The 21,360-nt window shown below is 36.9% G+C and carries 23 protein-coding genes and 1 tRNA gene; 6 read left to right on the top strand and 18 right to left on the bottom strand.

What is annotated here, in order from left to right:
• Positions 1-78: 78 nt before the first annotated feature.
• The 3 genes from A3G9_RS0107570 to A3G9_RS0107560 all read right to left on the bottom strand — a co-directional run bounded on the left by A3G9_RS0107570 (position 79) and on the right by A3G9_RS0107560 (position 2,754).
• Positions 79-930, bottom strand: coding sequence for an aldo/keto reductase (locus A3G9_RS0107570; RefSeq protein WP_002821174.1), 852 nt, complete (start codon positions 928-930; stop codon positions 79-81).
• Between the two features lie 231 nt (positions 931-1,161).
• Positions 1,162-1,521, bottom strand: coding sequence for a hypothetical protein (locus A3G9_RS1000000110555; RefSeq protein WP_236608168.1), 360 nt, complete (start codon positions 1,519-1,521; stop codon positions 1,162-1,164).
• 435 nt (positions 1,522-1,956) lie between these two features.
• Entirely contained in the window at positions 1,957-2,754 is a 798-nt protein-coding gene (locus A3G9_RS0107560; RefSeq protein ID WP_002818722.1) for a DUF4111 domain-containing protein, read from the bottom strand.
• 257 nt (positions 2,755-3,011) lie between these two features.
• Here A3G9_RS0107560 and A3G9_RS0107555 point away from each other — a divergent pair, with 257 nt between their 5' ends.
• Positions 3,012-3,557, top strand: a complete 546-nt coding sequence (locus A3G9_RS0107555) for a hypothetical protein (RefSeq protein WP_002818721.1) — start codon at positions 3,012-3,014, stop codon at positions 3,555-3,557.
• Between the two features lie 144 nt (positions 3,558-3,701).
• A complete protein-coding gene (locus A3G9_RS0107550; protein WP_002818719.1) occupies positions 3,702-3,977 on the top strand; it encodes a hypothetical protein in 276 nt (91 codons plus the stop codon).
• Between the two features lie 323 nt (positions 3,978-4,300).
• Here the strand turns inward: A3G9_RS0107550 and A3G9_RS0107545 are convergent, their stop codons facing one another.
• Positions 4,301-4,672 (bottom strand): hypothetical protein, encoded by a 372-nt coding sequence (locus A3G9_RS0107545; RefSeq protein WP_002822886.1) that lies wholly within the window; start codon positions 4,670-4,672, stop codon positions 4,301-4,303.
• 55 nt (positions 4,673-4,727) lie between these two features.
• On the bottom strand, positions 4,728-5,912 hold the full coding sequence (locus A3G9_RS0107540) for a NupC/NupG family nucleoside CNT transporter (RefSeq protein ID WP_002818715.1): 1,185 nt from the start codon (positions 5,910-5,912) through the stop codon (positions 4,728-4,730).
• Between the two features lie 535 nt (positions 5,913-6,447).
• Here A3G9_RS0107540 and A3G9_RS0107535 point away from each other — a divergent pair.
• Together A3G9_RS0107535 and A3G9_RS0107530 are read left to right on the top strand one after the other, a co-directional pair.
• Entirely contained in the window at positions 6,448-7,635 is a 1,188-nt protein-coding gene (locus A3G9_RS0107535; protein ID WP_002820927.1) for an MFS transporter, read from the top strand.
• A 62-nt stretch (positions 7,636-7,697) separates the two neighbouring features.
• Positions 7,698-8,015 carry a MazG nucleotide pyrophosphohydrolase domain-containing protein gene (locus A3G9_RS0107530; protein WP_002818713.1) on the top strand — a complete coding sequence of 106 codons (318 nt, stop codon included), beginning with the start codon at positions 7,698-7,700 and terminating at the stop codon, positions 8,013-8,015.
• A 114-nt stretch (positions 8,016-8,129) separates the two neighbouring features.
• Here A3G9_RS0107530 and A3G9_RS1000000110550 read toward each other — a convergent pair whose 3' ends face one another.
• The 3 genes from A3G9_RS1000000110550 to A3G9_RS0107520 all read right to left on the bottom strand — a co-directional run bounded on the left by A3G9_RS1000000110550 (position 8,130) and on the right by A3G9_RS0107520 (position 8,837).
• Positions 8,130-8,222 carry a helix-turn-helix domain-containing protein gene (locus tag A3G9_RS1000000110550; RefSeq protein ID WP_228751186.1) on the bottom strand — a complete coding sequence of 31 codons (93 nt, stop codon included), beginning with the start codon at positions 8,220-8,222 and terminating at the stop codon, positions 8,130-8,132.
• 7 nt (positions 8,223-8,229) lie between these two features.
• Positions 8,230-8,493: a helix-turn-helix domain-containing protein gene (locus A3G9_RS1000000110545; RefSeq protein ID WP_226490002.1), complete on the bottom strand. Its 264-nt coding sequence runs from the start codon at positions 8,491-8,493 to the stop codon at positions 8,230-8,232.
• A gap of 273 nt (positions 8,494-8,766) precedes the next feature.
• Positions 8,767-8,837: transfer RNA gene (locus A3G9_RS0107520), tRNA-Cys, on the bottom strand.
• Positions 8,838-8,904: 67 nt separating this feature from the next.
• Between A3G9_RS0107520 and A3G9_RS0107515 the strand changes: the two genes are divergently transcribed.
• A complete protein-coding gene (locus A3G9_RS0107515) occupies positions 8,905-9,729 on the top strand; it encodes an HAD-IIB family hydrolase (RefSeq protein WP_002821470.1) in 825 nt (274 codons plus the stop codon).
• 141 nt (positions 9,730-9,870) lie between these two features.
• Here A3G9_RS0107515 and A3G9_RS01000000109580 read toward each other — a convergent pair whose 3' ends face one another.
• The 9 genes from A3G9_RS01000000109580 to typA form a co-directional block, all read right to left on the bottom strand.
• The gene (locus A3G9_RS01000000109580; protein ID WP_002818710.1) at positions 9,871-11,478 is read right to left on the bottom strand and encodes a glycoside hydrolase family 31 protein; all 1,608 of its coding nucleotides are present in this window, start codon (positions 11,476-11,478) and stop codon (positions 9,871-9,873) included.
• 32 nt (positions 11,479-11,510) lie between these two features.
• On the bottom strand, positions 11,511-12,257 hold the full coding sequence (locus A3G9_RS1000000110540; protein WP_002818709.1) for an alpha-glucosidase domain-containing protein: 747 nt from the start codon (positions 12,255-12,257) through the stop codon (positions 11,511-11,513).
• Positions 12,258-12,495: 238 nt separating this feature from the next.
• Positions 12,496-13,371, bottom strand: a complete 876-nt coding sequence (locus A3G9_RS0107500; protein WP_002821469.1) for a carbohydrate ABC transporter permease — start codon at positions 13,369-13,371, stop codon at positions 12,496-12,498.
• On the bottom strand, positions 13,371-14,267 hold the full coding sequence (locus A3G9_RS0107495) for a carbohydrate ABC transporter permease (RefSeq protein ID WP_002818706.1): 897 nt from the start codon (positions 14,265-14,267) through the stop codon (positions 13,371-13,373). Before A3G9_RS0107495 ends, A3G9_RS0107500 begins: the two co-directional genes overlap by 1 nt.
• Positions 14,251-14,730 (bottom strand): type 2 periplasmic-binding domain-containing protein, encoded by a 480-nt coding sequence (locus A3G9_RS0107490; protein WP_002818705.1) that lies wholly within the window; start codon positions 14,728-14,730, stop codon positions 14,251-14,253. Before A3G9_RS0107490 ends, A3G9_RS0107495 begins: the two co-directional genes overlap by 17 nt.
• Positions 14,731-14,763: 33 nt before the next feature.
• Positions 14,764-15,009: a hypothetical protein gene (locus tag A3G9_RS0107485; RefSeq protein ID WP_002818704.1), complete on the bottom strand. Its 246-nt coding sequence runs from the start codon at positions 15,007-15,009 to the stop codon at positions 14,764-14,766.
• Positions 15,010-15,015: 6 nt separating this feature from the next.
• Entirely contained in the window at positions 15,016-15,522 is a 507-nt protein-coding gene (locus A3G9_RS0107480; RefSeq protein ID WP_002818703.1) for an ABC transporter substrate-binding protein, read from the bottom strand.
• Positions 15,523-16,293: 771 nt separating this feature from the next.
• Positions 16,294-17,325: a LacI family DNA-binding transcriptional regulator gene (locus A3G9_RS0107475; protein ID WP_002821468.1), complete on the bottom strand. Its 1,032-nt coding sequence runs from the start codon at positions 17,323-17,325 to the stop codon at positions 16,294-16,296.
• 167 nt (positions 17,326-17,492) lie between these two features.
• Complete coding sequence (typA, locus tag A3G9_RS0107470; RefSeq protein WP_002818698.1) at positions 17,493-19,328, bottom strand: translational GTPase TypA; 1,836 nt, start codon at positions 19,326-19,328, stop codon at positions 17,493-17,495.
• 108 nt (positions 19,329-19,436) lie between these two features.
• Between typA and def the strand changes: the two genes are divergently transcribed.
• Positions 19,437-19,994: a peptide deformylase gene (gene def, locus A3G9_RS0107465; RefSeq protein ID WP_002821467.1), complete on the top strand. Its 558-nt coding sequence runs from the start codon at positions 19,437-19,439 to the stop codon at positions 19,992-19,994.
• A 74-nt stretch (positions 19,995-20,068) separates the two neighbouring features.
• On the opposite strand, the gene A3G9_RS0107460 is transcribed toward def, so the two are convergent.
• Positions 20,069-21,262, bottom strand: coding sequence for a LysM peptidoglycan-binding domain-containing C40 family peptidase (locus tag A3G9_RS0107460; protein WP_002820592.1), 1,194 nt, complete (start codon positions 21,260-21,262; stop codon positions 20,069-20,071).
• Positions 21,263-21,360 lie beyond the last annotated feature (98 nt).

The following is a 21,360-nucleotide window of genomic DNA, read 5'->3' as shown; positions in this document are numbered from 1 at the left end:
ACCAATCTTTGGTAATAAAAACCCGGCATAAAAATGCTGGGTTTATTTTACTAGGATGTGTAAAAGTAAAAACGAATACTAATCAAACTCTTCGTAAGTATTAGGATCTTGTCCATCAACACGGCCATCAGAACGGTTCAAAGCATTGATTTGCTCTATTTCGGATGAGGTTAGAGAAAAATCAAAAATATCAATATTGCTGCGTTGATGAATTAGACTACTAGATTTCGGCAAGGGTATAATTCCCCGCTGGGTATGCCAACGAAGAATAATTTGGCCAGTATTTTTACCGTATTTATCAGCCAAATTTTTAATAATATCTTCTTTAAGAGCTGCACTGCCCCTTCCAAGTGGGCTCCAAGCTTCGCTGACAATGCCGCGTGATTTATTAGCAGCAAGCATATCTTCCTGAACCCAATAAGGATGAACTTCAATTTGATTGACAGCCGGAGTAACGCCGCTTTCATTGATAATACGGTCTAGATGTTCAGGAAGAAAATTAGAAACACCGATCGAACGGATCAAACCGAGTTTCTGGGCATCAACCAAAGCCTTCCAAGCTTTGACATAATGGTCCCGTTTCGGCAAGGGCCAATGAATTAGGTAAAGATCCAGATAATCTATTCCCATCCGAAAAATAGATTCCTGAATCATCATCAGAGCATCTTGATAATGATGATATTTTCCAGGTAGCTTAGAAGTAACTATAAATTCGGAACGAGGAATACCCGAACGACGAATGGCCTCGCCAACAGCTCCTTCGCTATCATAATTGGTCGATGTATCAATCAAACGATAGCCGTCTTCAATAGCAGACAAAATTTGATCGACCCCTTGGCCGCCTCTGACTAAATAAGTCCCCAAACCGATTGCCGGCAATGAATGGCCATCATTTAAAACAATATTTGGAACGGAACGCGATAATACCATATAAACTTTCTCCTCTCTTTTACAACTTTATAAACTAATTTTAATTCTTTGAATAAATTAATAAATGAAATAAAAAAATATTTTTATTAAAAAGAATTTAAAATTAAGTTTAAATTTGTAATTTACTTACTATTAATAATAAACGCGTTTAATTTTAACACCAAAAAATAAAATAAGAAAATTACATAAAAAATCAATGAAGCTTTTGGTATTCTTCATTGATATTCGTCTTTAAATAATCAACCCTTTCAGTCCACTCGGAAAAACTTCTGTTCGGCTTAGTAGAGAGCTTATATAGTTCGCTCGCCTGATCAACAATTTTTTTGTCGAAGCATATTTATTAGTGATATATGAAATGCGGCTAAACTTTTCATGCAATTTTTTTAAAAGAAACAATTTGTGCTGTGCATCAACCAAGTTGGCCTGAGCCAAAGTAATGTTTCTGATCTGTGATTTCATCGCACTGTTGACCAAGCTGCTTATCTGATTATTATCGCTGTTTCCATTAGGAAAATTCTGCCAACTTTGATAGATTGCCCTGCTTGCTTTTCCTGATCCCTGCGTTGATTCGTACGCACTTTCAACGGCCATTTTTTGATATGTTACAGCCAAAGATTTAGCTGTTGATACTTTTTCCTTTCGATCCTTTTTTTCTCAATTAAGCGTTCTTTATGTAGCTCGTTTTTAAATCCAATCGTACTGAATGTCAAAGCAACGGCGGAAAATAAAAAAAGGATCGACGAAAAAAGCAATGTTATATAAATAACTTTGCTCTTTTTTTTAAGCATTAGCATTGTCGTACTGACTGCTAAAACTATCAAAAAAAATAACGATAAAACAAGTGTTAAAACAAATACTTTTTCCATTTTTTGCTTAAACGATATTAAAAATAAAGTTTAAAAAACCAAATCCTTCTATATTTTTCAGCCAATTGCAAATCCCTTCCAGAATTGGAATGACTAAGTTCATTATAAGGTTTAAAGTGAATCAATTCAGATATTTACTAAGTGATTATTAAAAAGATCACTATTGATTGTTATCAATCCTTTTCAACATGTAAACAGCAAATTCCTCAAGTTCTGCCTGTCCATATTTCCGACCGACAAAAATCGGATTTTGGCTACGGTACTCGCTAAGGGATCGTTGGATAAGCCTAGAAAATCTTTTTGGAATCTTTTCTAAAGCCCATAATCCTCCGGACAGTTTCGAGGTTATCAAATGGTCTTTTTTATACGCCAAGGCCCGACAAAGATTGAGAATTACATACATCGGTTGACTGATTATTTCAGTTCTGGCCGAATCGACATCGTAAAGTATGCTCTGCCAATATATTTCGCTTGGAACCCGGCTAAACACATTTTTAATTTTACTGCCGCTTAAGACTTGGCCAAAATTATTAATGACCATAATATGAGCGGCCAAATCGGGATCTTTTCCTCGCATTCGCTTAATATAACTTTTGCCGTCCCTCAAATACTCGTCATAATGCATTTTAGAAAAATGGAAATCAAATGCCAATGGCTGTTTAAAATTTAATGTGTCCCTTAAAAGCAATACATGAAATTCAAGCCCTTTTTCTGGTGATAAAGGCCATAAATAATCAAGAGTGTATTCCATTAATCGTTTTTCGCTATCAAAGGATAAGGCTTCTTTAACAACAATTATATAATCAAGATCACTGATTCTTTCGTTGTAACAGCCAAAAACGTAAGAACCGTGCAAATAAATCCCAATTAAATTTCCTGCCAGGATCTTTTCATAACCGACCTTCAGCAAAGATAATAGTTCGTCAGTTCTTGCCATTAAAAAAATAATATCAAACATTTTGAATCATAAATATAAACTGATCAAATAGAAAAAAATCTACTATCTTCCTTTTGGAATATACTTTGAATTACTAGCAAAAGTTAGAAGATTATTTTTATGAAAAATAAGCAAATTATTGGCGGAATAAAGTTAAATTTAACGAAAATTAGTTAAAAGGAAGCGTTTTCTAGCAATTAAAAACGATTTCTTTATTTTTTTAGAGATAAATCAAAGAGTCTTCCATTTATAATTATTTCAGGGAGAGTCGATAAAACATGTCTTTACTGGGGTTTTCTGCTTTAACTATTGCGATTTTTTCTTTTCTGTTCTATTTAAGTTGCGTATTACTGAAAAAGAACAAAAAATACAAGTTAATTGCTTTGACTATTATTCCAATAAGCATCCTGCTAGTAATAATTTCAGGATTAGTTGGAAATGGACAAAGCAAATTTGCAGGAGTAAATTTTAACAAAGAAAAAATAGTAACAATAAACGAAATTATCAAAAGAGAGAGAATTTTATCAGATGATATCGTTAATTCAGATGATGGTAACGAAAAGTATCAGAACAAAATTAATCTTGATGAAAAAGCTTTAAATTCATCCTGTAGAGAAATGTCAGGTCGAAATTTATGTGGTGAACAAGCAAATGATTTTTTATCGGTTCAAGGACTAAGGACCAGGTACGAAAAAATTTGTATGATGAGGTACTTCATAAGTGACGAAATCAATAAATCAATAGCTTTTTCAATGAAAAATATTTCAAGAAGACAAGCTGAAGAGATAAGTGCGACAATGACTCATGGAGTTTTCGGATACTAAATGTTATCTTTGGACAATTGAATAAGATTCTGTAATATCAATAATGATGGCAATTTAACAATTATTGAAGTAAAGTAGCCTTGTATTCAGATTCTAATAAGATTGATTTAAAATTAAGAAAATAAGATTTTGAGGATCGCAATAATGGAAAAGACTGATTTTAACAAATTCATGGAAGAAGTTAGCAAATTGAACGATGATCAAGACAAGATTTTTTTGGCTTCAGATTTGAGAAAACTTGAAAGTTCCGGTGAAAGTGAAGAAACACTGATAAAAAATCTGAAACATGCAATTGACGAAAACTTAATTGCAGTTGTTGAAAAACAAAAAAACTGGCATCCGGAAGATTATCTCGAAAAATATGACATCAAGATCACAAAATCCGGTCAAAATTTTATTAATTCAATTAGCAGTAATTAAAAAGCTTTAATAAGATGAATCTTTTAAGTGACTTGCTAGGCGCTATAGAAGACTTCTCTTTTGAAAACACCGGCAAAAACAGCAATAGTTCTTCTTTTTCTGCTTAATAAACATTATATGTAAAGATATTAAAAAACTCCGTTTGCTTGTAAAACGGAGTTTTTATTTAGTCTGAAATAAAAAACAATTTTATGCACTAGTGAGTATCGAATATTCAGTTTACCTTAAAAAGCAGTAATAACTGATTATCAGTCGAGGTAAAAGTGAGGAACCGATCACGATCCGTCCGGGCTTCCAATCCAAAACAAGTTTCGAAAAAAACATTATTTTTTCGCTGTAATCGTGGAGCTGAGATACATATCCGATTTAAATTTTCGTGCAGCTTTTGAAATAAGAATATTAATAATAAAACCAATCAAACTCATGCCAACAACAATCCAAACATTAATACCGGAAATTTTTGTCGCGGCAAGCGCGATATTGCTGATAAAACCTATGGCATAAACAATGTTCACGAAATCCATAAATGAAACTGCAAATCTTTTAGAGGTTAATAAACGAATCAATGCCCAAGAATACAAGAAGACGACAAATAATGATGTTCTAAAAACAATTCCAAAATTCGGATGATCTTTGTGAAAAAGGAAAATAAACGAGTTACTGGAAATAAAAAGTATCACCGTCAAAAAAATCATTGAAATCAGTTTTTTTCTGCTATTTATAACGTCAACTCCTTTTCATTGAAAATATTTAGAAATAAAAACCAACGATCGTTCCAGTCAAAATAGATGCCAATGTCGCACCAGCCAATAATCTAATCGAAAACTTAGCCACGTAGCTGCCCTGTTTAGCACTAATCGATTTAATCGACCCGGTAATAATACCAATTGTCCCAAAATTTGCAAATGAAACCAAGTAGGCCGAAATAATCGCATTCGCTTTCGTACTTAAGGTCCCCGCAATTCCATGCAAAGTTCCCATGGCTACAAATTCATTAGTAATTAGTTTGGTAGCCATCAAACTGCCGACTTTTAATATATCGCTTGTAGGTACGCCCATTAAAAAAGCGATTGGCGCGAAAATATATCCGATTAAACTAGTGAAACTAATATTAATTACGGCCAAAAAACTATTGTTTAAAAAAGTGACCAATGCGACAAAACCAATCAACATTGCAGCGACGGTAATTGCAAGTTGGAAACCATCAACGATATAATTTCCCAAGACTTGGAAGAAAGGTTCGGCGTTACCTTTGGAAATTTCAACTAATTTATCCTCTTTTTCAGGAATATAAGGATTAACGATAGAGGAAATAATCAAGGCAGACAAAATATTCAAAAAGACAGCTACCACAACGAATTTCCCAGGAACCAGCTTCATATAAGAGGCAAGCATAGCCGCTGAAACCGCGCTCATTGCCGAGGCAGAGATTGTATAGAGACGCTGTTCCGTCAACTTAGGAATTTGATCTTTAACGGTTAAGAAAACTTCGGGCTGGCCTAAAACAGAGGTGGAAACGGCAAAATAGCTTTCCAGTTCTCCCATCCCGGAAATTTTGTTTAATCCCCAACCAGCCCATTTAATAATAAATGGTAAAACTTTAATATAATTCAAAATTCCAACTAGAGCGGAAATAAAAACAATCGGCATCAAAACACTCAAGAAGAAAACCGAACTACCGGCTTTGATCACAAAACCGCCAAAAACGAAATCAACACCCCCGGCAGCTTGTTTCATTAACCAATTAAAGAACAAGGAGATCTGCTTTAAAGTATTGACTCCTCCTGATGTGTGCAAACAAATAAACGAAATTATTATTTGAAGCATAAATAGCCTTCCAATTGTACCGAAACGGATGTGCTTTCGGTCACTGCTGATTAGCCATCCAATTACAAATACCAATAAAATTCCTGTTACCAGAAAAACAAAATTCATATTTCACTCCCTACTGTTCAATTATTCCCCAAATTCATCAAGAAATAAAAGAATTATTCTCAGATCTAATTTAATCAAATACATGTTGTCTGCAAAAAATATAAGGGCAACAGAAAAACGCTGCGACGATTAGTAAAACTTTTTCTGGACTTTAATACTAATATGCCGCTGGTTTCCGAGCATATATTTTTTTATTAATAAAATTTTGCTTCTTCACAGTACAACGTTCTGAAAGCGCTGTCAATTTTAACGTAATATAACTTCCTTTATTTTGGCTTTGTTTTTTTGTAAATTAAAACGAAGAAAACTTTACCGATAAATTTAGTCGATTAAAGTTATCAAAACAGCAAGATCAGGCTCTTTTTAAGTTTCGTTTGATTCTCTGTTAAGGAAAATGCTATAATTCCTGTAGTAATTTTCTGATAGCGAATCAAAGATTCGTCATGTAACTAGAGAAGATCTCATCTAGGCAAGAAAGACTTGTTTGGATGGGATCTTTTTCTGTTTAAGGAAAAATTCGGAAAGGAATTTCATTGTGAAAAAAAGACAACCATTTTTCAATTTTTCTTGGGAAATCTTTCTGATTGCCGGTAATCTGCGTTTGACAATAATAGTAATCCCGCCAATCAGCAGCTATATTATGCAAAGTTTTGATCTGGATCAGACCAAAATTGGTCTTTTGACCAGTATTCCTTTGATTTGCTTTGGTCTATTATCAGTTCTTGCACCACTAGTCATTCGGAAATTAGGCAGCTATAGAACCATGATCACAGCCTTGGGAATACTCATTATTGCAAATTTTTTTCGTGTCCTCTCAGCGCCTTGGTTGTTTGTCGGCAGTTTCTTCACCGGGGCGGCAATCACGATATTGAACATTTTGACTCCAACCGTTATTGTCGAACGAGCCCCGAAGCACGCCAATGTTTTAAATGGGCTCTATACCGCGACACTCAACTTATGGGCGGCGGGAATTGGGTATTTAGTCGCACCTTTGGCCAAACAAATCGGTTGGCAAGCAGTTGTTCAATTGACATCAATATTACCGATTATTACATTGGCCGGCTGGTTTTTAATAAAAAACAAAACTAGCAATAATGATTTAGAAAAAAATACCGTTTCCAATCAACAAAACATCAAATTGATTGAGATCATAAATCACCCAAAGATTTGGCTTTTAGCTATTTTTATGGGCCTGCAGTCATTTATATATTACGGTCTGATTGCCTGGCTGCCAAGTATTCTGAATCATTTAAAGCTGTCCCTTTTGGCAACAGGGAGTCTCTTCGCTCTTTTTCAATTCATCGGAATTCCAATATCGTATATAATTCCGCGAATCAGTGCTGGAAAAAACGCCTTTAAATGGGTTTTAGGAGGATTATTCGTCGGTTATGTCAGCGGATTGAGCTTATTAAATTTAAAAAGCCCCACTTTACCTGTGATCACAATTGCCATTATTGCTTTAGGCCTGACAACCGCGGCCATCTTTTCCCTGGCTTTGGGTTTAATAACAACTCTTTCGGATTCGGCCAGGGAGATAAGCGTTATCGGAGGTGTTGTTCAATCGCTTGGTTATTTATTAGCCTGCATCAGTCCGACCTTATTAGGGAAACTTAATAGCAGTTTCGGAAATTGGAATTTGCCGATCACTTTGTTATTAAGTTTGTCGATAATTACAATTCTAGTGGGTTGGCTTTTTTTAAGAGAAAACACATTTACAAATTAAAAAGGATAATGGAAATAGCTTTAAGGACTAATAACACTATCCGTTTTCCAAGGGGACAAAAAATGAATTTAACAGAACATGAAAAATGGTTGATAAATTTTTATAAACAAAGGAATTGGTATCAATATTCACCTTTTATTCGACTGAACTATTTAAGCGAAGAAACAGGCGAACTTTCCAGAGCGATTCGTGCCATTGAAATTGGTCGTGATCATCCAGGAGATAAGCAATTATCAAGTATTAAAAAAAGAGATAATCTGCAAGAAGAATTAGCCGATATTTTAGACCAACTATTAATATTTTGCAGTAAATACAATATAGATCCTAATTGCCTGCTTTCTGCTAGCGAAAACAAACTAAAGAAAAGATTTCCCGAATAATTATTACTCGTTTGTGACAGATATCGTTGATCGTAATTCTTGTTGATCGAATCCGGTGAATCAATTTGTCCCACCACTTTTATTTCCTGCTTTTTGTGGTCCTGCTCTATCTTTTTAGTTATTTAACTTTCTTTCAAATTCTTTTTTCCATTGATATATTTTAGACAAACTGATACCGAGATAATTGGCAATCGTTGTGTAGGACATTCCTTTTTCAACTAGACGGAAAGCTTTTTTCTTTCTTCTTATAAATACTAAGAAATTTAACTGATTTTTTCGGTCCGATTTCAAGATTGGATGTTTTGTTGTCGGGTATTTGTTCCCACAACTTACGAACTTTCTTTGCTAAATCTCCATAACCATGTTCAATCGAAAACCTCATTGACTCCTCTATCTGATTGTGTCCTGTTTTCGTATTAAAACCATCGCGTTCCTGTAAATCGATTAATTGACCGGCTAATTCAGCTAAATTTTTCATATCAAATTTTCTTCTTTCTTTAACATGACTAATTTGACTTGATTGTTGTTGATTAACAATCATAAATTTCTGTCACACAAACAATGAAGATTTTAGTAAGTGAGTATTAAACGAAAATTAGTAAATTCTTTTTTTGTTTTTTAATTCATATGAATAATTTATAAAAATTTGTCACCATATTTTAAGATCCAAAGAACAAAATGTTGGAATTTTATAGGATAATAAAAAAACGCCATAGCCAATGGTTCAGAGAAATCACTGATGACGCGGTTCAGGTGGTAACGGGAATCGAACCCGTGATAACGGTTTTGCAGACCATCGCCTTACCGCTTGGCTATACCACCAAAAAAGTCACCTATAAAATCATAGCAAAAAGAAAGAGAAAAAGATGAAAGACTTTATAATTTAACTATGAACCCAATAAAATTATTTGCCAGCGACATCGACGGAACATTCGTTAATGATAAGAAAACATTTAATCAAAAATTTTTTCAGGCGACTCTGGACGAAATGAATTTCAATCATCAATTCTTTGTAGCTGCTTCTGGAAGATCATACAATGGCATTGCTCAAGTTTTTAAAAATTATATGCATAAATACAATATAAGCTTTGTTTCACAAAATGGTGCTTCGGTGTATGTCGATGGCAAAAATATTTTTCGTTCTTCAATTGACCCGGAACTTCTGGAAAAAGTGTTTTATATTCTTCCCGAACTAAGTATCAAACCCGACCGAATCATTTTCGAGGGGGATTTAAGTACTTATGCCCCCGATTATCAACAAAAATCAAAACTAAATAAAATGAATACTTATAATCCCAAGTTGGAAATAATTCATAATTTTTCAGAAATAAAAGAACCAATTGAGAAAATTGCTCTTTTTTGGAAAGGCATCGACCAAAAACTGATGGCCGAAGAATTGATTTCTAAAACAAAAATCAAAGGAGTTCGTGCCACTTCGTCCGGATATGGTGCAATAGACATTATTAATCGAGGCATTTCAAAAGCTATTGGTCTTCAAAAGCTTGGAGCTTATTTAGGTCTTCATCATGATCAAATGGCCGCTTTTGGTGATGGCGAAAATGATCTGGAAATGCTTTATTATGTGGCACATCCCTTTGTTATGCCCAACGCACCTGACTTTATAAAAAGAGAATTTTCCGGCGAACAAATTGCCTTATCGGATAACAATCATGATGGAGTTCTAAAAACGATTGACAAATTAATTACCAAATAATCAGTCACAACTAATTTAATCCATTTTTGTGAATACCAGACTATTTCAAACGATCATTTTTTAAAAGTAAATAATCATAAATTAAAAACACCTGGAATTGCTGAGAAAATCCAGGTGTTTTAATATTATTGAAAAATTTCATTAAAATTTGAGATCGATTTTCTTCGCCGTGTTTGAAACAGTGAAAGAAAATTGGTCATCATCATTCTCAATTTTTCCTGTTTGACCATCAACTAAAAATTCCAAAGGCTTAATACCGTTAATAATGAATTTAAAACTCTGATACTTTTCACCATAAGCCTCTCTCGTTTTTGAAATATTAATTTCAATAAGATTGCCGCTTCTCTTCAAAATAAAATCGTAAAGATTATAGCTTCCGGAACGATAGTCAAAACTTTCACCATCATCTTGATAATGTTCGTAACAGCTCTCCCCTTTTCCTGTAAAAGGATAGATGTCCAAGGTTAATTGACTAATTTTCTTTTCTCCAACATAATTTTGGGCCGGATACATGGGAATGATTCCGCCCTCTTTAACATAAATAGGACAAACATCCAACGGCGCATTTTTAACGATATATTGGCCACCATCAAAAACAGCTTTAGTCCAATAGTCGATCCAACGATTTCCTTTTGGCAAATAAACCATTCTCGCTGTCTTGCCCTGCTCAACTACCGGTGCGACTAAAATATTTGATCCACTCATGAACTCATCGTTAATTCCGTAAACATTTTCATCATTTTGGTAATCCAGTAACAAGGGACGAATCATTGGCAGACCGGTTGTTTCTTCATCGTGCATAATATCGTAAAAATACGGCAGTAAGCGATAACGCAATTTTATATATTTACGATTGATAGATTCTGTTTTTTCATCAAAGGCCCAAGGTTCCTGATCACGCATTGAAGCACTTGAGTGATTTCGGAAAAGAGCTGTAAAAGCGCCTACTTGAACCCAGCGGGACAAAAGTTCCGGCGTACAATCAAAACCAAAACCACCAACATCGGTCCCACAAAAAGCGAATCCACTTATGCCAAGATTCATTAGCATAGGCAAAGACATTCGTAAATGTTCCCATAGGCTCTGATTATCACCGGTCCAAACAGTTGCATATTTTTGCGTACCAGCATAACTTGCCCTCGTGATAACAAATGGGCGCTTATTAGTAGCCGTTTTAATACCCTCATAGGTCGCCTTTGACATGTAATGACCATAGACATTATGAATTTCTCGATGATCCGTCAAACGACCATCGTTGTTGAATTGAACATCGTCAGGCAAAGGTCCATCGAAACTCGCGGGTTCGTTCATATCATTCCAGACTCCGGCAACCCCATGATTGACTAAAATCTTCTGATTTTCAGCCCACCAATGACGAACTGCTTGATTGGAAAAATCCGGATAAAGAGCTTTCCCCGGCCAGACACGATTAACATAAGGAATACCATCTCTATCAGTCGCAAAATAATTATTTTTTAGCCCTTGATCATAAATTGAATAACCTTTATCTTTTTTAACACCCGGATCGATAATCGTGACGATTTTATATCCTTGTCCCTTTAAACGGTCCAACATTTTTTCATGATTGGGAAATTTCTGTTGATCCCAAGTAAAAACCCGATATCCGTCCATATAATCGATATCCAAATAAAGAACATCGCAGGGAATATCTTTTTTTCTAAAATTGTTGGCAATCTCCTGCAGCCTTTTCTCTGGCGCATAAGACCACCTGGACTGTTGGTAGCCCAATGTCCATAATTGTGGGAGCGGTGTAGTACCGGTTAGAAGAGTATACCCGAAAATAACTTCTTTAGCAGATGGACCATAAATAAAGTAATAATCAAGATTTCCATCAACGGCGCTAAAAGAATAATAGTTTCTGTTTTCTTTGCCAAAATCAAAAACCGTTTCATAACTGTTGTCGAAAAATATGCCATAAGCGGTTTTTTCTCAAGTGCCACAAAGAATGGAATCGATTTGTACATTGTTTCAAAACTCTCAACGTGCGGATTCGGATTATCGGTATTCCACATTTTATAGTGGTAGCCCAATTTATTTAAATGGCCAGTCCGATCGCCCAAACCATAAAAATAGCTGCCCGGATTCAACTGTTTCAAAATCTTGATTTTTTGCGATTTACGTTCCTCTTCTAATTGATGGCCTTCTTCAGCCGCGATATTGCCGTCATCATCGTTGCCGCGTCGAACAAACGGTTTATCCTCGCCTCGATAATCGCTGCAGATTCGTTTACCGTTCAAATCAAATATATCAACCATAAAATTATCGGTAATTGATACTTTTAGTTTTTCCGTATAAACAAGGACTTGTCCATCGATAAAATCGACCGTAATTTTTCCGGGCATTCTTTTTAAATTTTCAACAGCCTTTGAAGCGCGGCGTTCAGTAGACAGTGGCGAGAAAAAATTGATGATCGAAGGGGTAATAATATCAACCGATGCTCGACCATTTTCGAATTCAATTGAAACGTCATTACTCTTTTTTTCGTAAAACTTTATTTTTCCAAACATAAACCCCTGTAATCCTTTCAATTGAAATTTTTGATTCAAATTTTATTAGAATAGTTTTTTAAGCTGTTTTGATTTTTTGTGTTTGCCGATCCAGAAGTCGAAACAGAAAACAAGAATATCAAAACGAAAGTACCTCAAGGGCCCAAAGAGATAGAATAAGCGACTTTTTTTAAAAATATCCAGTCGTTGAATCTGAACGAAAAGAATATTCAATGTAACCTTTGGCCAATGTGAGTACTTATCCCTTAACAGATCCGGTCAAAACGCCGGAAATAATGTAGCGCTGGAAAAATACATACATTATCAGAACCGGGGCCAAAACCAGCACATACGAAGCAAAGGCCAGGTTATAGTTGGTTGAGAACTGACCTTGAAAGACATATTGTGCCAGCTGCAGCGTCTGCTGTTTGGGATCGCTTAACAACACCAAAGGCATCAAGAAATCATTCCATGTCCACATAAAGGACAAAATCGCTACGGTCGCATGCATCGGTGCCATCAAAGGAAAGATCACTTTAAAGAAGACTTGGTAGGGTTTGGCGCCATCCATTACAGCTGCCTCTTCCAAGGCCACCGGGATCTGCTTAACAAAGCCTGAATAAAGAAAAATATTCAAAGGCATGCCGAAAATGATATATAAAAAGGTCATGCCGAAATCATTGTCCATATGGAAAGCCGAGACTTCACGCACCAAGGGCAGCATAATGACGTTGAAAGGAATAAACATTGCCGAAATGAAGTAGTAATAAAGTAGATTGAAAAAACGGCTTTGTTTGCGATAACGCGTGATAGCATAGGCCGCAGCCGAATTGGTAATAATCGTAAAAATAATATTCCAAGCTGTAATGAAAAGCGTATTTCTAAACATCAATGGAAAATCTGTCATCTGCCAAGCACTCGTGAAGTTGCTCCACTGGAATTGTTTCGGCCAAGCCAAAACATTCGTCATATCCGAAGGGCTTTTCAAGGCGATCATCATCGTCATATATAATGCGCCAAGAATGGCAAAAACAGCAATCGTAGCTAAAACAGCCGTAACAGTGTAGTTAGGATGTTTAATTGCCTTTATTTTAGCCGGTTTAAGTAAATTGTTTTTATCATGCATAATCGACATCAGTTTTCAATCCTGTCCTCTCTTTTATTTAACACATTCAATTGGAACAGGAAAACACCTGCAACAATCAAGAACAAAACGACGGCATTGGCTGATTGAATGGCAAACTGTGACCCCTGAAAACCTTGCGTGTAAATCAACACTGAAATTGACGTCGTACTGTTGCCGGGGCCGCCACTGGTCATGGCCATGATCTGATCGAATACCATCAAATAGCCTTTAACAGACAGCACAAGATTAATCGTGAAAAAGGGTGCAATCAAAGGAAAAGTAATCCGCCAGAATTTCTTCCAGGCTCCTGCGCCATCTAAAGACGCCGCTTCGTAAAGTTCCGGACTGACGGATTGCAAACCCGACATATAAATCAATGTATTAAAAGCCAGTCCCTGCCAGATCGTGACGATCAAAATCCCAATCCAGGCATGACTCGTACCCAAGATGTTTGTGGTCAAAAATGACCAATGCAATGCTTTACCCAAGTCCGGCAACAGATTGCCAAAAATAAAGTTAAAGATGAAACCAACGATCAAAGTACCCAACATGTAAGGAAGAAAATAAACAGCCTTTAAAGTATTTTGAAATTTGATCTTGCTGGTCAGGCCCAAAGCAATCAATAAAGCAATTACATTGACAAAGATTGTCGCAAAAACAGCGAATTTAAAGGTAAAACCATAAGCACTGCCGATATCGGCATTCGAAAACATATATCCATAATTGCGCAAACCGACAAAATGCCAGTTTCCAAAACCTTTCCAATCCGTAAAACTATAAAAGACGCCTCTGAGAAAAGGTATCGTATGAAAAATGAAAAAGAGAATTGCCATCGGCACTGTCATTAAATAAAAAGTCAAACTTATTTTTTTCGACCCTGTTTCATAGTTATTTCTCCCCGACATTAGCAGCGTTAAAAGCTGTGTCAGCCCTTCTTAAAGAAATCCTGATGTTCTTCTGCTCGTTCATATGATTAGCAGCGTTTAAACCCGCCTGAGTTAACATCTGCGTTAAATCCAAAGCTGATGGATAATAGTGGTCCGGATAGTTGATTACGTTGCCCCGATTAATTTGATCAGCTATACCGGCAACGAACCGGCTTTTTTGTTTTACGCCCTTGATCGCAGAAAAAGAAAATTGCTCTTTGTTATAGATTGCCGCATTCTTCTTGTCCATTAGAAAAGCAACTAGCTTATTGTCGGCGGAAAAGTGCTTGGAAACCTTCGAAATGGCAAAAGCAACATCGATACCCGAAGTCACTTTATTGGCCTTCGCATTGTTCGAGACAGGAAGCATAAACATGTCTGCGTCGATTTTCTTATTCAAAGAAATAAAAGCCGGTATTTCATAATTGCCATTGATAATCATGGCCACCTTTCCTTTAGCAAAATCAATATTGGCCTAATCATAAGAAGTTCCCATATAATCACTTTGCGAATACTGGGCAATCTGCAGCCATTTTTTCATCGCAGTTTGATGTGTGGCAGCAAAAGTTGTCTTATTTTCCAGACGTTTTTTTATCCAACTCGAAGGAATCGTATTGGAAACAATTGGATTCCAAGTCGCCATCGTCGTCCATGTATCCTTGTAGGCCGATTCAAAGGGCGTAATTCCCTTGGCTTTTAGAATCTTGGCATCGGCGATCAATTCATTCTAAGTCGTCGGAACCGTTTTGATACCGGCTTTTTTAAACAGGGCCTTATTATAGATAACTCCAGCCGCATTGGTCGCATAAGGTACCGCATATAGGGATTTTTTGGAATAAAGACTTGTGATCATCTTCCGGTAGGCTGGCAAAGTTGTTTTGGCATATGATTGACCGGCTAAATTTCTCAAACCTTCCGAACTGACCAGCGAAACCAAATTATTGTCGCCACCGACAGCAATCACATCCGGCAAACTGTTCTTGGCCAAATCGGTTCGCAGTACAGTTGCGGCGCTGGATGGAGAAGAAAGCTGAACTTCAATTGACGGGTATTTCTTCTCAAAAGCTTTGATCAATTCTTTATAAGTGGCGGCGTTTTCAGTCTTTGTCGAAAAGAGCTGGATCACGGTCTTGCCATTCAGATTCGGACCACTCGTCAGAAACATCGAAACGGTAACTGCGATCAGAATCAGGAAAGCCAAAACGCCAGTAACCAATTTAATCGTTTTATTCATTTGATACCTCTTTAGTCATGTCTAAAATACGGTGCGCCACTGGCAAATAATTCTCTTAAACTACTGATATCAACTGATACGATATCTGCTAAATAATCAGAGTGAACAAGCGTAAAAAACTTTTTCAGCCGTGTGCTTTTCCGAATCCCGACATAAAATTATTCTTATTTCAGATATTCAATAGTATCTTTAAATATTTCATCTAGGCCTTGTTTTTATAAACAGTTCCTAATGAAATTAATAATTCCCAATACCAATTTCCCGTTTTATCCTCCTCACCCCCTCGTTGACGGAAATAAGTGTCACGTAACACCTAAGTAACAAAATATATCCTAACATAAAAGTAAAGCGCTTACAATAACGAAAATATATAACCTGGCTAACTTTGAACCGGCAATTTTATATTAAAATTCAGTCACATAAAGAATTTATGACCCTAAATCCGTTTCCCACAATCTCTTGAGTTTATAATTTTTAAAAACGTTGGCGTTACGCCTGAGTTGCTATATACAGATATAAAAGCAGCTAATGAAATTTATTTTAAAAAATCGCTTTGCAATGCTCCGATTCAAAAAAGAATTAAATTATCGTATTTAAATCCTAAAAACAAATATAGTTAAATGAATCCGAAAGAATGAATAAAGTTAATTGTCCCACCACAATTGCTTTTATGATTAGACATCGAAAAACAATAAATTAAAAAAGTGCTGATATTAATCGACAGCACTGAAAATGAATAAAAAACGAACACAATAAAGAAATCCATGTTAATTACACTCGAGCAGTACTGTCCTGCACAATTAATTCAGCATCTAACAAAAGATTGATTTTTTTAATTGCTTGTTTGCTTTGAATTCTCTCTGTCAAAAAATCTACCGCTAAAACGGCTTTTTTTTGAACATTCTGACCGATCGTAGTCAATTTTGGTCGACACTGCTCAGAGAAAATATTGTGATCAAATCCCATAATTGAAATATCCTCCGGAACTTTAAATCCGTTATCAAGAAAAACATTTATAGCATCTACGGCTAAAAAGTCTGAAGTAAAAACAAGCGCCGTATAATCTTTTAGCTTTGTTTCAGAAAATTTTTTTAGAAAAATGTGACGCTGATTAGTTCGATAATCGAGACCAAAAAAACCGGGATTTTCAAGATTAATATCAGCCTCCGATAAAGCCTTTTTAAAACCAGCAAAACGTTGCTGATCAACACCAAGTAGTTGATTGCCGTCAGCAAAAAAACCGATTCTTCTATGACCAAGGCCAATCAAATAATTTGTGATCTGATAACCACCCTTAAAATCCTGTAAACCAACATTAATAAAATCGTCAGTCATCGATTCCTTATCAACATAAGTATCGATAAAAGCTACCGGTCTCTTCTGCTGTTTAATAAAGTTCTTAGCATCATCAGGATGTGAACCAAGGACAATCAACCCTTCAATATCCCAAGCAGTGGCCAATCGTAAACTTTCTGTCACGCTTCCAGAAGTATAAAGCATCATAAAATAGCTTTTTTTACGAATTTCTTCCTCAAGAAATCCAACAATTTGATTATAAAAAGGATCCGAAACAACATTCATTTCAGACCGTCGTTCATAATTCAAAATGACAGCGATAATTTTTGACCCATGGCGTCCTAAGAGCCGTCCTCCCATATTAGAAACATATTTGCTTTCTTCCAGGGCTCTACTTATTTTTTTATAGTTATCAGGCGATACTTTCCCTTTGCGGCCATGAATCACGTTAGAGACTGTTGTTGGGCTTAAATTAACTTTGTCGGCTATTTCTTTTATCGTGACCATTGTGATTATATAGCTCCTAAATTTTTATTTTGATATGTGCAAGTCAACTTAAGATATCATCATTCTAAAAGAAAAATATTACAAATTAGATATCAAAAAGAAGATAAATAAAAACCTTGAAAGTTATATCACATTCCAAGGTTTTAAAAAATATTAAAAATAAAAAATTAATTATTTCGATGACGAGCTACTTTTTCACGTTCATTGGTCTTCAGAATTATCTTGCGAAGACGGGTATTTTCAGGGGTAACCTCGACTAATTCGTCATCATTCAAGAACTCGATCGACTCTTCAAGAGTCAAATGAGTTGGCGTCTTGATAATAGCCGTTTGGTCTTTATTTGAAGAACGGACGTTACTTTGCGCTTTCATACGGGTAATGTTAACTGAGATATCATTTTCACGGGAATTTTCACCAACAATCATACCCTCGTAAACCTCGGTGCCGGGATCAACAAAAATAGTACCGCGATCCTCAACCTGCATGATTGCATAAGTCGTAACCGTTCCCTGACCAATTGCAACCAAAGTACCATTACGACGACCCGGGTTCCATCCGGTAATAACCGGGCGATAATCCAAGAATGTATGGTTATAGATACCATATCCACGAGTAGAACTCAAAAACTCGCTAGAATAACCAATCAGGCCGCGTGAAGGGGCAACAAAGTGTAAACGCGTCTGACCGTTACCCTGTGGTTCCATATTCAATAACTCTCCTTTGCGTTCCGACAAAGATTGAATAATTGAACCAGTATATTCTTCAGGCGTATCGATTTGTACATCTTCAAACGGTTCGCAACGCGTTCCGTCGATCTCACGATAAATAACCTTTGGACGACCAGCCTGCAACTCAAATCCTTCTCGGCGCAATGTATCGATCAAAATTGAAAGGTGTAGTTCTCCACGACCGGAAACAGTCCAGACACCAGGTGTTTTCGTATCTTCTACTCGTAGTGAAACGTCTGTATGAAGCTCCTGCTTCAACCGATCTTCCAATTGACGGGCGGTTACGAATTTTCCTTCCCGACCGGCAAAGGGCGAATCATTGGTTCTAAAAATCATCTGCAAAGTTGGTGGATCGATTCTCAGCGGAGGCAGAGCGTCAGGGTGGCTGGAAGCAGCAACTGTTTCACCGACATTAATTTCTTCCATTCCGGAAACAGCAATCAAATCTCCTGCTTCGGCCTGATTTATATCAATTCGTTTCAAGCCCAAAAAACCCATTAATTTCGTCACACGAAAATCTTTATGTGAACCATCAAGTTTTAGAACAGTAACATTATCGCCGACTTTGATTGTTCCGCGAACAACACGGCCAATTCCGATACGACCAACAAAGTCATTGTAATCAAGCATAGCAACTTGGAACTGCATTGGTTCGTCAGAATTATCGATTGGAGCCGGGATTGTTTTAAAGACCGTATCAAAAATAGGCTTCATTGTATGTTCTTGTTTGCTTATATCAGCCGAGTAGCTGCTTGTCCCATTCATTGCGGATGCATAGATAACTGGGAAATCAAGCATCTCATCGTCAGCACCCAATTCAATAAACAAATCCAAAACCTCATCGACCACTTCTTGTGGACGAGCACCGGGACGATCAACTTTATTAATGATTACAATTGGAGTCAAATGTTGTTCAAAAGCTTTTTTTAAAACAAAGCGTGTTTGTGGCATCGTTCCTTCAAAAGCATCAACGACAAGCAAAACACCGTCAACCATCGTCATGATACGTTCAACTTCACCGCCAAAATCGGCATGGCCCGGTGTATCGACGATGTTAATCTGTTTATTGCCAACTCTGATTGCTGTCGTTTTTGAAAGAATGGTAATTCCACGTTCTTTTTCAATTGGATTCGTATCCATTGCTCGATCAGCAATTTGCGTATGTGAATCAAAAGTATCTGATTGTTTCAGCATTTCGTTAACCAAAGTAGTCTTACCATGATCAACATGGGCGATAATCGCAATATTTCTAATATCTTCTCTCGTTTTTGCCATTCATAATTCCTTTACAAACAAAAAGCTGCTTATGCAGCCACTGATAGTTTATAATACACGAAAAATAGCCGCTTGGCTAGCCTGGTATACAATAAAATTATGATACTAATGGAAGATATTACACGTGATGGTAATCCGGTTTTGCGTGCGAAAGCCAAACCAGTTACTTTTCCGCTTGATTTAGAAATAAAAAAACTTGGTCATCGGATGCTTGAATTTCTTGAGGTTTCTCAGGATAAAGAAAAAAACGAAACCTATCATTTACGTCCGGGTGTCGGCCTCGCTGGTCCGCAAGTTAATAAGTCTTTGCAGATGACAGCTTTGCTAATCCCTTCTTTGAATCCTGAAGAAGATTCGAAACCGTATTTCCGCGGAATCGTTTATAATCCAAAAATTACCCGTGAATCAATGAAAAGAGCAGCACTGGAAGCCGGAGAGGGATGTTTGTCAAAAGACGAAGATACCCCCGGAATCGTCCTCAGAGCCGATAAGATTACTGTCGACTACGATGATGAAAACGGCGAGCACCATTCGATTCGATTAAAAGATTATCCAGCGATTGTTTTTCAACATGAAATCGATCACTTAAAGGGAATTATGTACTACGATCACATCAATGAATTAGATCCTTGGGCAGTTTCTGAAGATGTTGTCTTAATTAAGTAATTTATTATTATATTGGCAAATTAAAAACGAGTTCCATTTGGAAACTCGTTTTTTAATGTGGCTAAAATATTAAATTACTTAATAACCGTTCCTGCAAAACTTGGCATGAAGTATGAAGAAATCGTTTCAACTTCAACATTCATACCTGGTTCCGGTGCAGCTACATATTGATTATTTCCGATATAGATAGCAACGTGATATGTCGCCCCCGCGCTGCCCCAGAACAGGAGGTCTCCAGGCTTTGCCTGGGATACAGAATGCTTTGAAACATAACTTTCTTGAGAAACTGTGTAATGAGGGAGAGTAATCCCTGCAGCATGTTGGTATACATACGAGACTAATCCGGAACAATCAAACCCGGCAGTTGTACTGCCACCCCAAACATAAGGAATATTTTCTTTGGACAATTGAATCGCTAAGTTAACAACAGCCTGAGCAGTCGAAGTAGAAGTAGAAGTCGTACTGGTCTGACTGACTTGAGAAGCAGTAGTGGTTGTGACGTTGGTTTTGCTCAAAGAAGACGTGGAGGCAGCTTTAGCAGCGGCTGAATAACTGGAAGCGACCGAAGCAGACGAACTCGCCACCGATGAAGCGGAACTAACAGCAGCCGAAGCAGACGAACTTACAGCAGAAGCGACCGAAGAAACCACAGCAGAAGAGCTGACGACCGATGCGCTGGAAGGAGCGGAACTAACAGCAGCAGAAGCGGCCGAAGAAACAGCAGCAGAGCTGGAAACGACCGAAGCAGACGAACTTGCAACATCATTCACAGAATCGCTAGCGGCCGAAGAAGTTGTGCTCGTTGGAATTTGAATTATTTGTCCAATCTGAATTAGACTTTTGCCGCCATTATTAGCAACTAATTGATTAACATCAGCACCTGTTTTTTGAGCAATCGACCAAAGAGAGTCACCTGCTTGAACAGTGTAGTTGCCGCTTGCAACAGAAGTAGAACTTGAGGCTTGACTAGCTGAAGATGAAGCCGCGCTGCTTTCAGCAGTTTTTTGCGCCGGTGTGGTCGTTGCATCGTCATCAGGAAGTACCAATGTGTCCCCTGTAATAATCAAATTCGGATCGGAAATTTTGTTTTCCGATGCTAAAGCGTTAACAGAAGTGTTGTTATCATTGGCCAAGCTCCACAACGTATCACCGCTTTTAACCGTATACGATTTAGCTTGGGCTGTTACCGCAGCCGTTCCGGTGACGCCCAATGCAGAAATCGCCGTAATCAATGCTTTTGATTTTAAAGAAGATTTTTTCATTTCCACCTCGTACGCCTATTAATTTTAGACGCTTTGAGGGCGTTTTGGGTTGCAGCGAGATTACATTTTTTTCTCGCCTCTCTCAAACATACGTTTGAATTTTT

The sequence above is a fragment of the Oenococcus oeni DSM 20252 = AWRIB129 genome (genome assembly GCF_000372485.1).
Lineage (GTDB): Bacteria > Bacillota > Bacilli > Lactobacillales > Lactobacillaceae > Oenococcus > Oenococcus oeni.
The sequence above is the reverse complement of the archived record's forward strand: the minus strand, read 5'-3'. Positions and strand labels throughout refer to the sequence as shown.

Excerpts from the sequence above, each read along its gene's own strand:
- A3G9_RS1000000110545 (WP_226490002.1), bottom strand. The coding sequence starts at position 8,493 with ATGAAAAATTTAGCTGAATTAGCCGGTCAATTAATCGATTTACAGGAA.
- A3G9_RS1000000110540 (WP_002818709.1), bottom strand. The coding sequence starts at position 12,257 with ATGTTTGGAAAAATAAAGTTTTACGAAAAAAAGAGTAATGACGTTTCA.
- A3G9_RS0107555 (WP_002818721.1), top strand. The coding sequence starts at position 3,012 with ATGTCTTTACTGGGGTTTTCTGCTTTAACTATTGCGATTTTTTCTTTT.
- A3G9_RS0107490 (WP_002818705.1), bottom strand. The coding sequence starts at position 14,730 with ATGATTATCAATGGCAATTATGAAATACCGGCTTTTATTTCTTTGAAT.
- A3G9_RS1000000110555 (WP_236608168.1), bottom strand. The coding sequence starts at position 1,521 with ATGGCCGTTGAAAGTGCGTACGAATCAACGCAGGGATCAGGAAAAGCA.
- A3G9_RS0107550 (WP_002818719.1), top strand. The coding sequence starts at position 3,702 with ATGGAAAAGACTGATTTTAACAAATTCATGGAAGAAGTTAGCAAATTG.
- A3G9_RS0107515 (WP_002821470.1), top strand. The coding sequence starts at position 8,905 with ATGAACCCAATAAAATTATTTGCCAGCGACATCGACGGAACATTCGTT.
- A3G9_RS0107540 (WP_002818715.1), bottom strand. The coding sequence starts at position 5,912 with ATGAATTTTGTTTTTCTGGTAACAGGAATTTTATTGGTATTTGTAATT.
- A3G9_RS0107500 (WP_002821469.1), bottom strand. The coding sequence starts at position 13,371 with ATGTCGATTATGCATGATAAAAACAATTTACTTAAACCGGCTAAAATA.
- A3G9_RS0107560 (WP_002818722.1), bottom strand. The coding sequence starts at position 2,754 with ATGTTTGATATTATTTTTTTAATGGCAAGAACTGACGAACTATTATCT.
- A3G9_RS0107570 (WP_002821174.1), bottom strand. The coding sequence starts at position 930 with ATGGTATTATCGCGTTCCGTTCCAAATATTGTTTTAAATGATGGCCAT.
- A3G9_RS0107475 (WP_002821468.1), bottom strand. The coding sequence starts at position 17,325 with ATGGTCACGATAAAAGAAATAGCCGACAAAGTTAATTTAAGCCCAACA.
- A3G9_RS0107495 (WP_002818706.1), bottom strand. The coding sequence starts at position 14,267 with ATGTCGGGGAGAAATAACTATGAAACAGGGTCGAAAAAAATAAGTTTG.
- A3G9_RS0107530 (WP_002818713.1), top strand. The coding sequence starts at position 7,698 with ATGAATTTAACAGAACATGAAAAATGGTTGATAAATTTTTATAAACAA.
- def (WP_002821467.1), top strand. The coding sequence starts at position 19,437 with ATGGAAGATATTACACGTGATGGTAATCCGGTTTTGCGTGCGAAAGCC.
- A3G9_RS0107480 (WP_002818703.1), bottom strand. The coding sequence starts at position 15,522 with ATGAATAAAACGATTAAATTGGTTACTGGCGTTTTGGCTTTCCTGATT.
- typA (WP_002818698.1), bottom strand. The coding sequence starts at position 19,328 with ATGGCAAAAACGAGAGAAGATATTAGAAATATTGCGATTATCGCCCAT.
- A3G9_RS1000000110550 (WP_228751186.1), bottom strand. The coding sequence starts at position 8,222 with ATGTCCTACACAACGATTGCCAATTATCTCGGTATCAGTTTGTCTAAA.
- A3G9_RS0107545 (WP_002822886.1), bottom strand. The coding sequence starts at position 4,672 with ATGATTTTTTTGACGGTGATACTTTTTATTTCCAGTAACTCGTTTATT.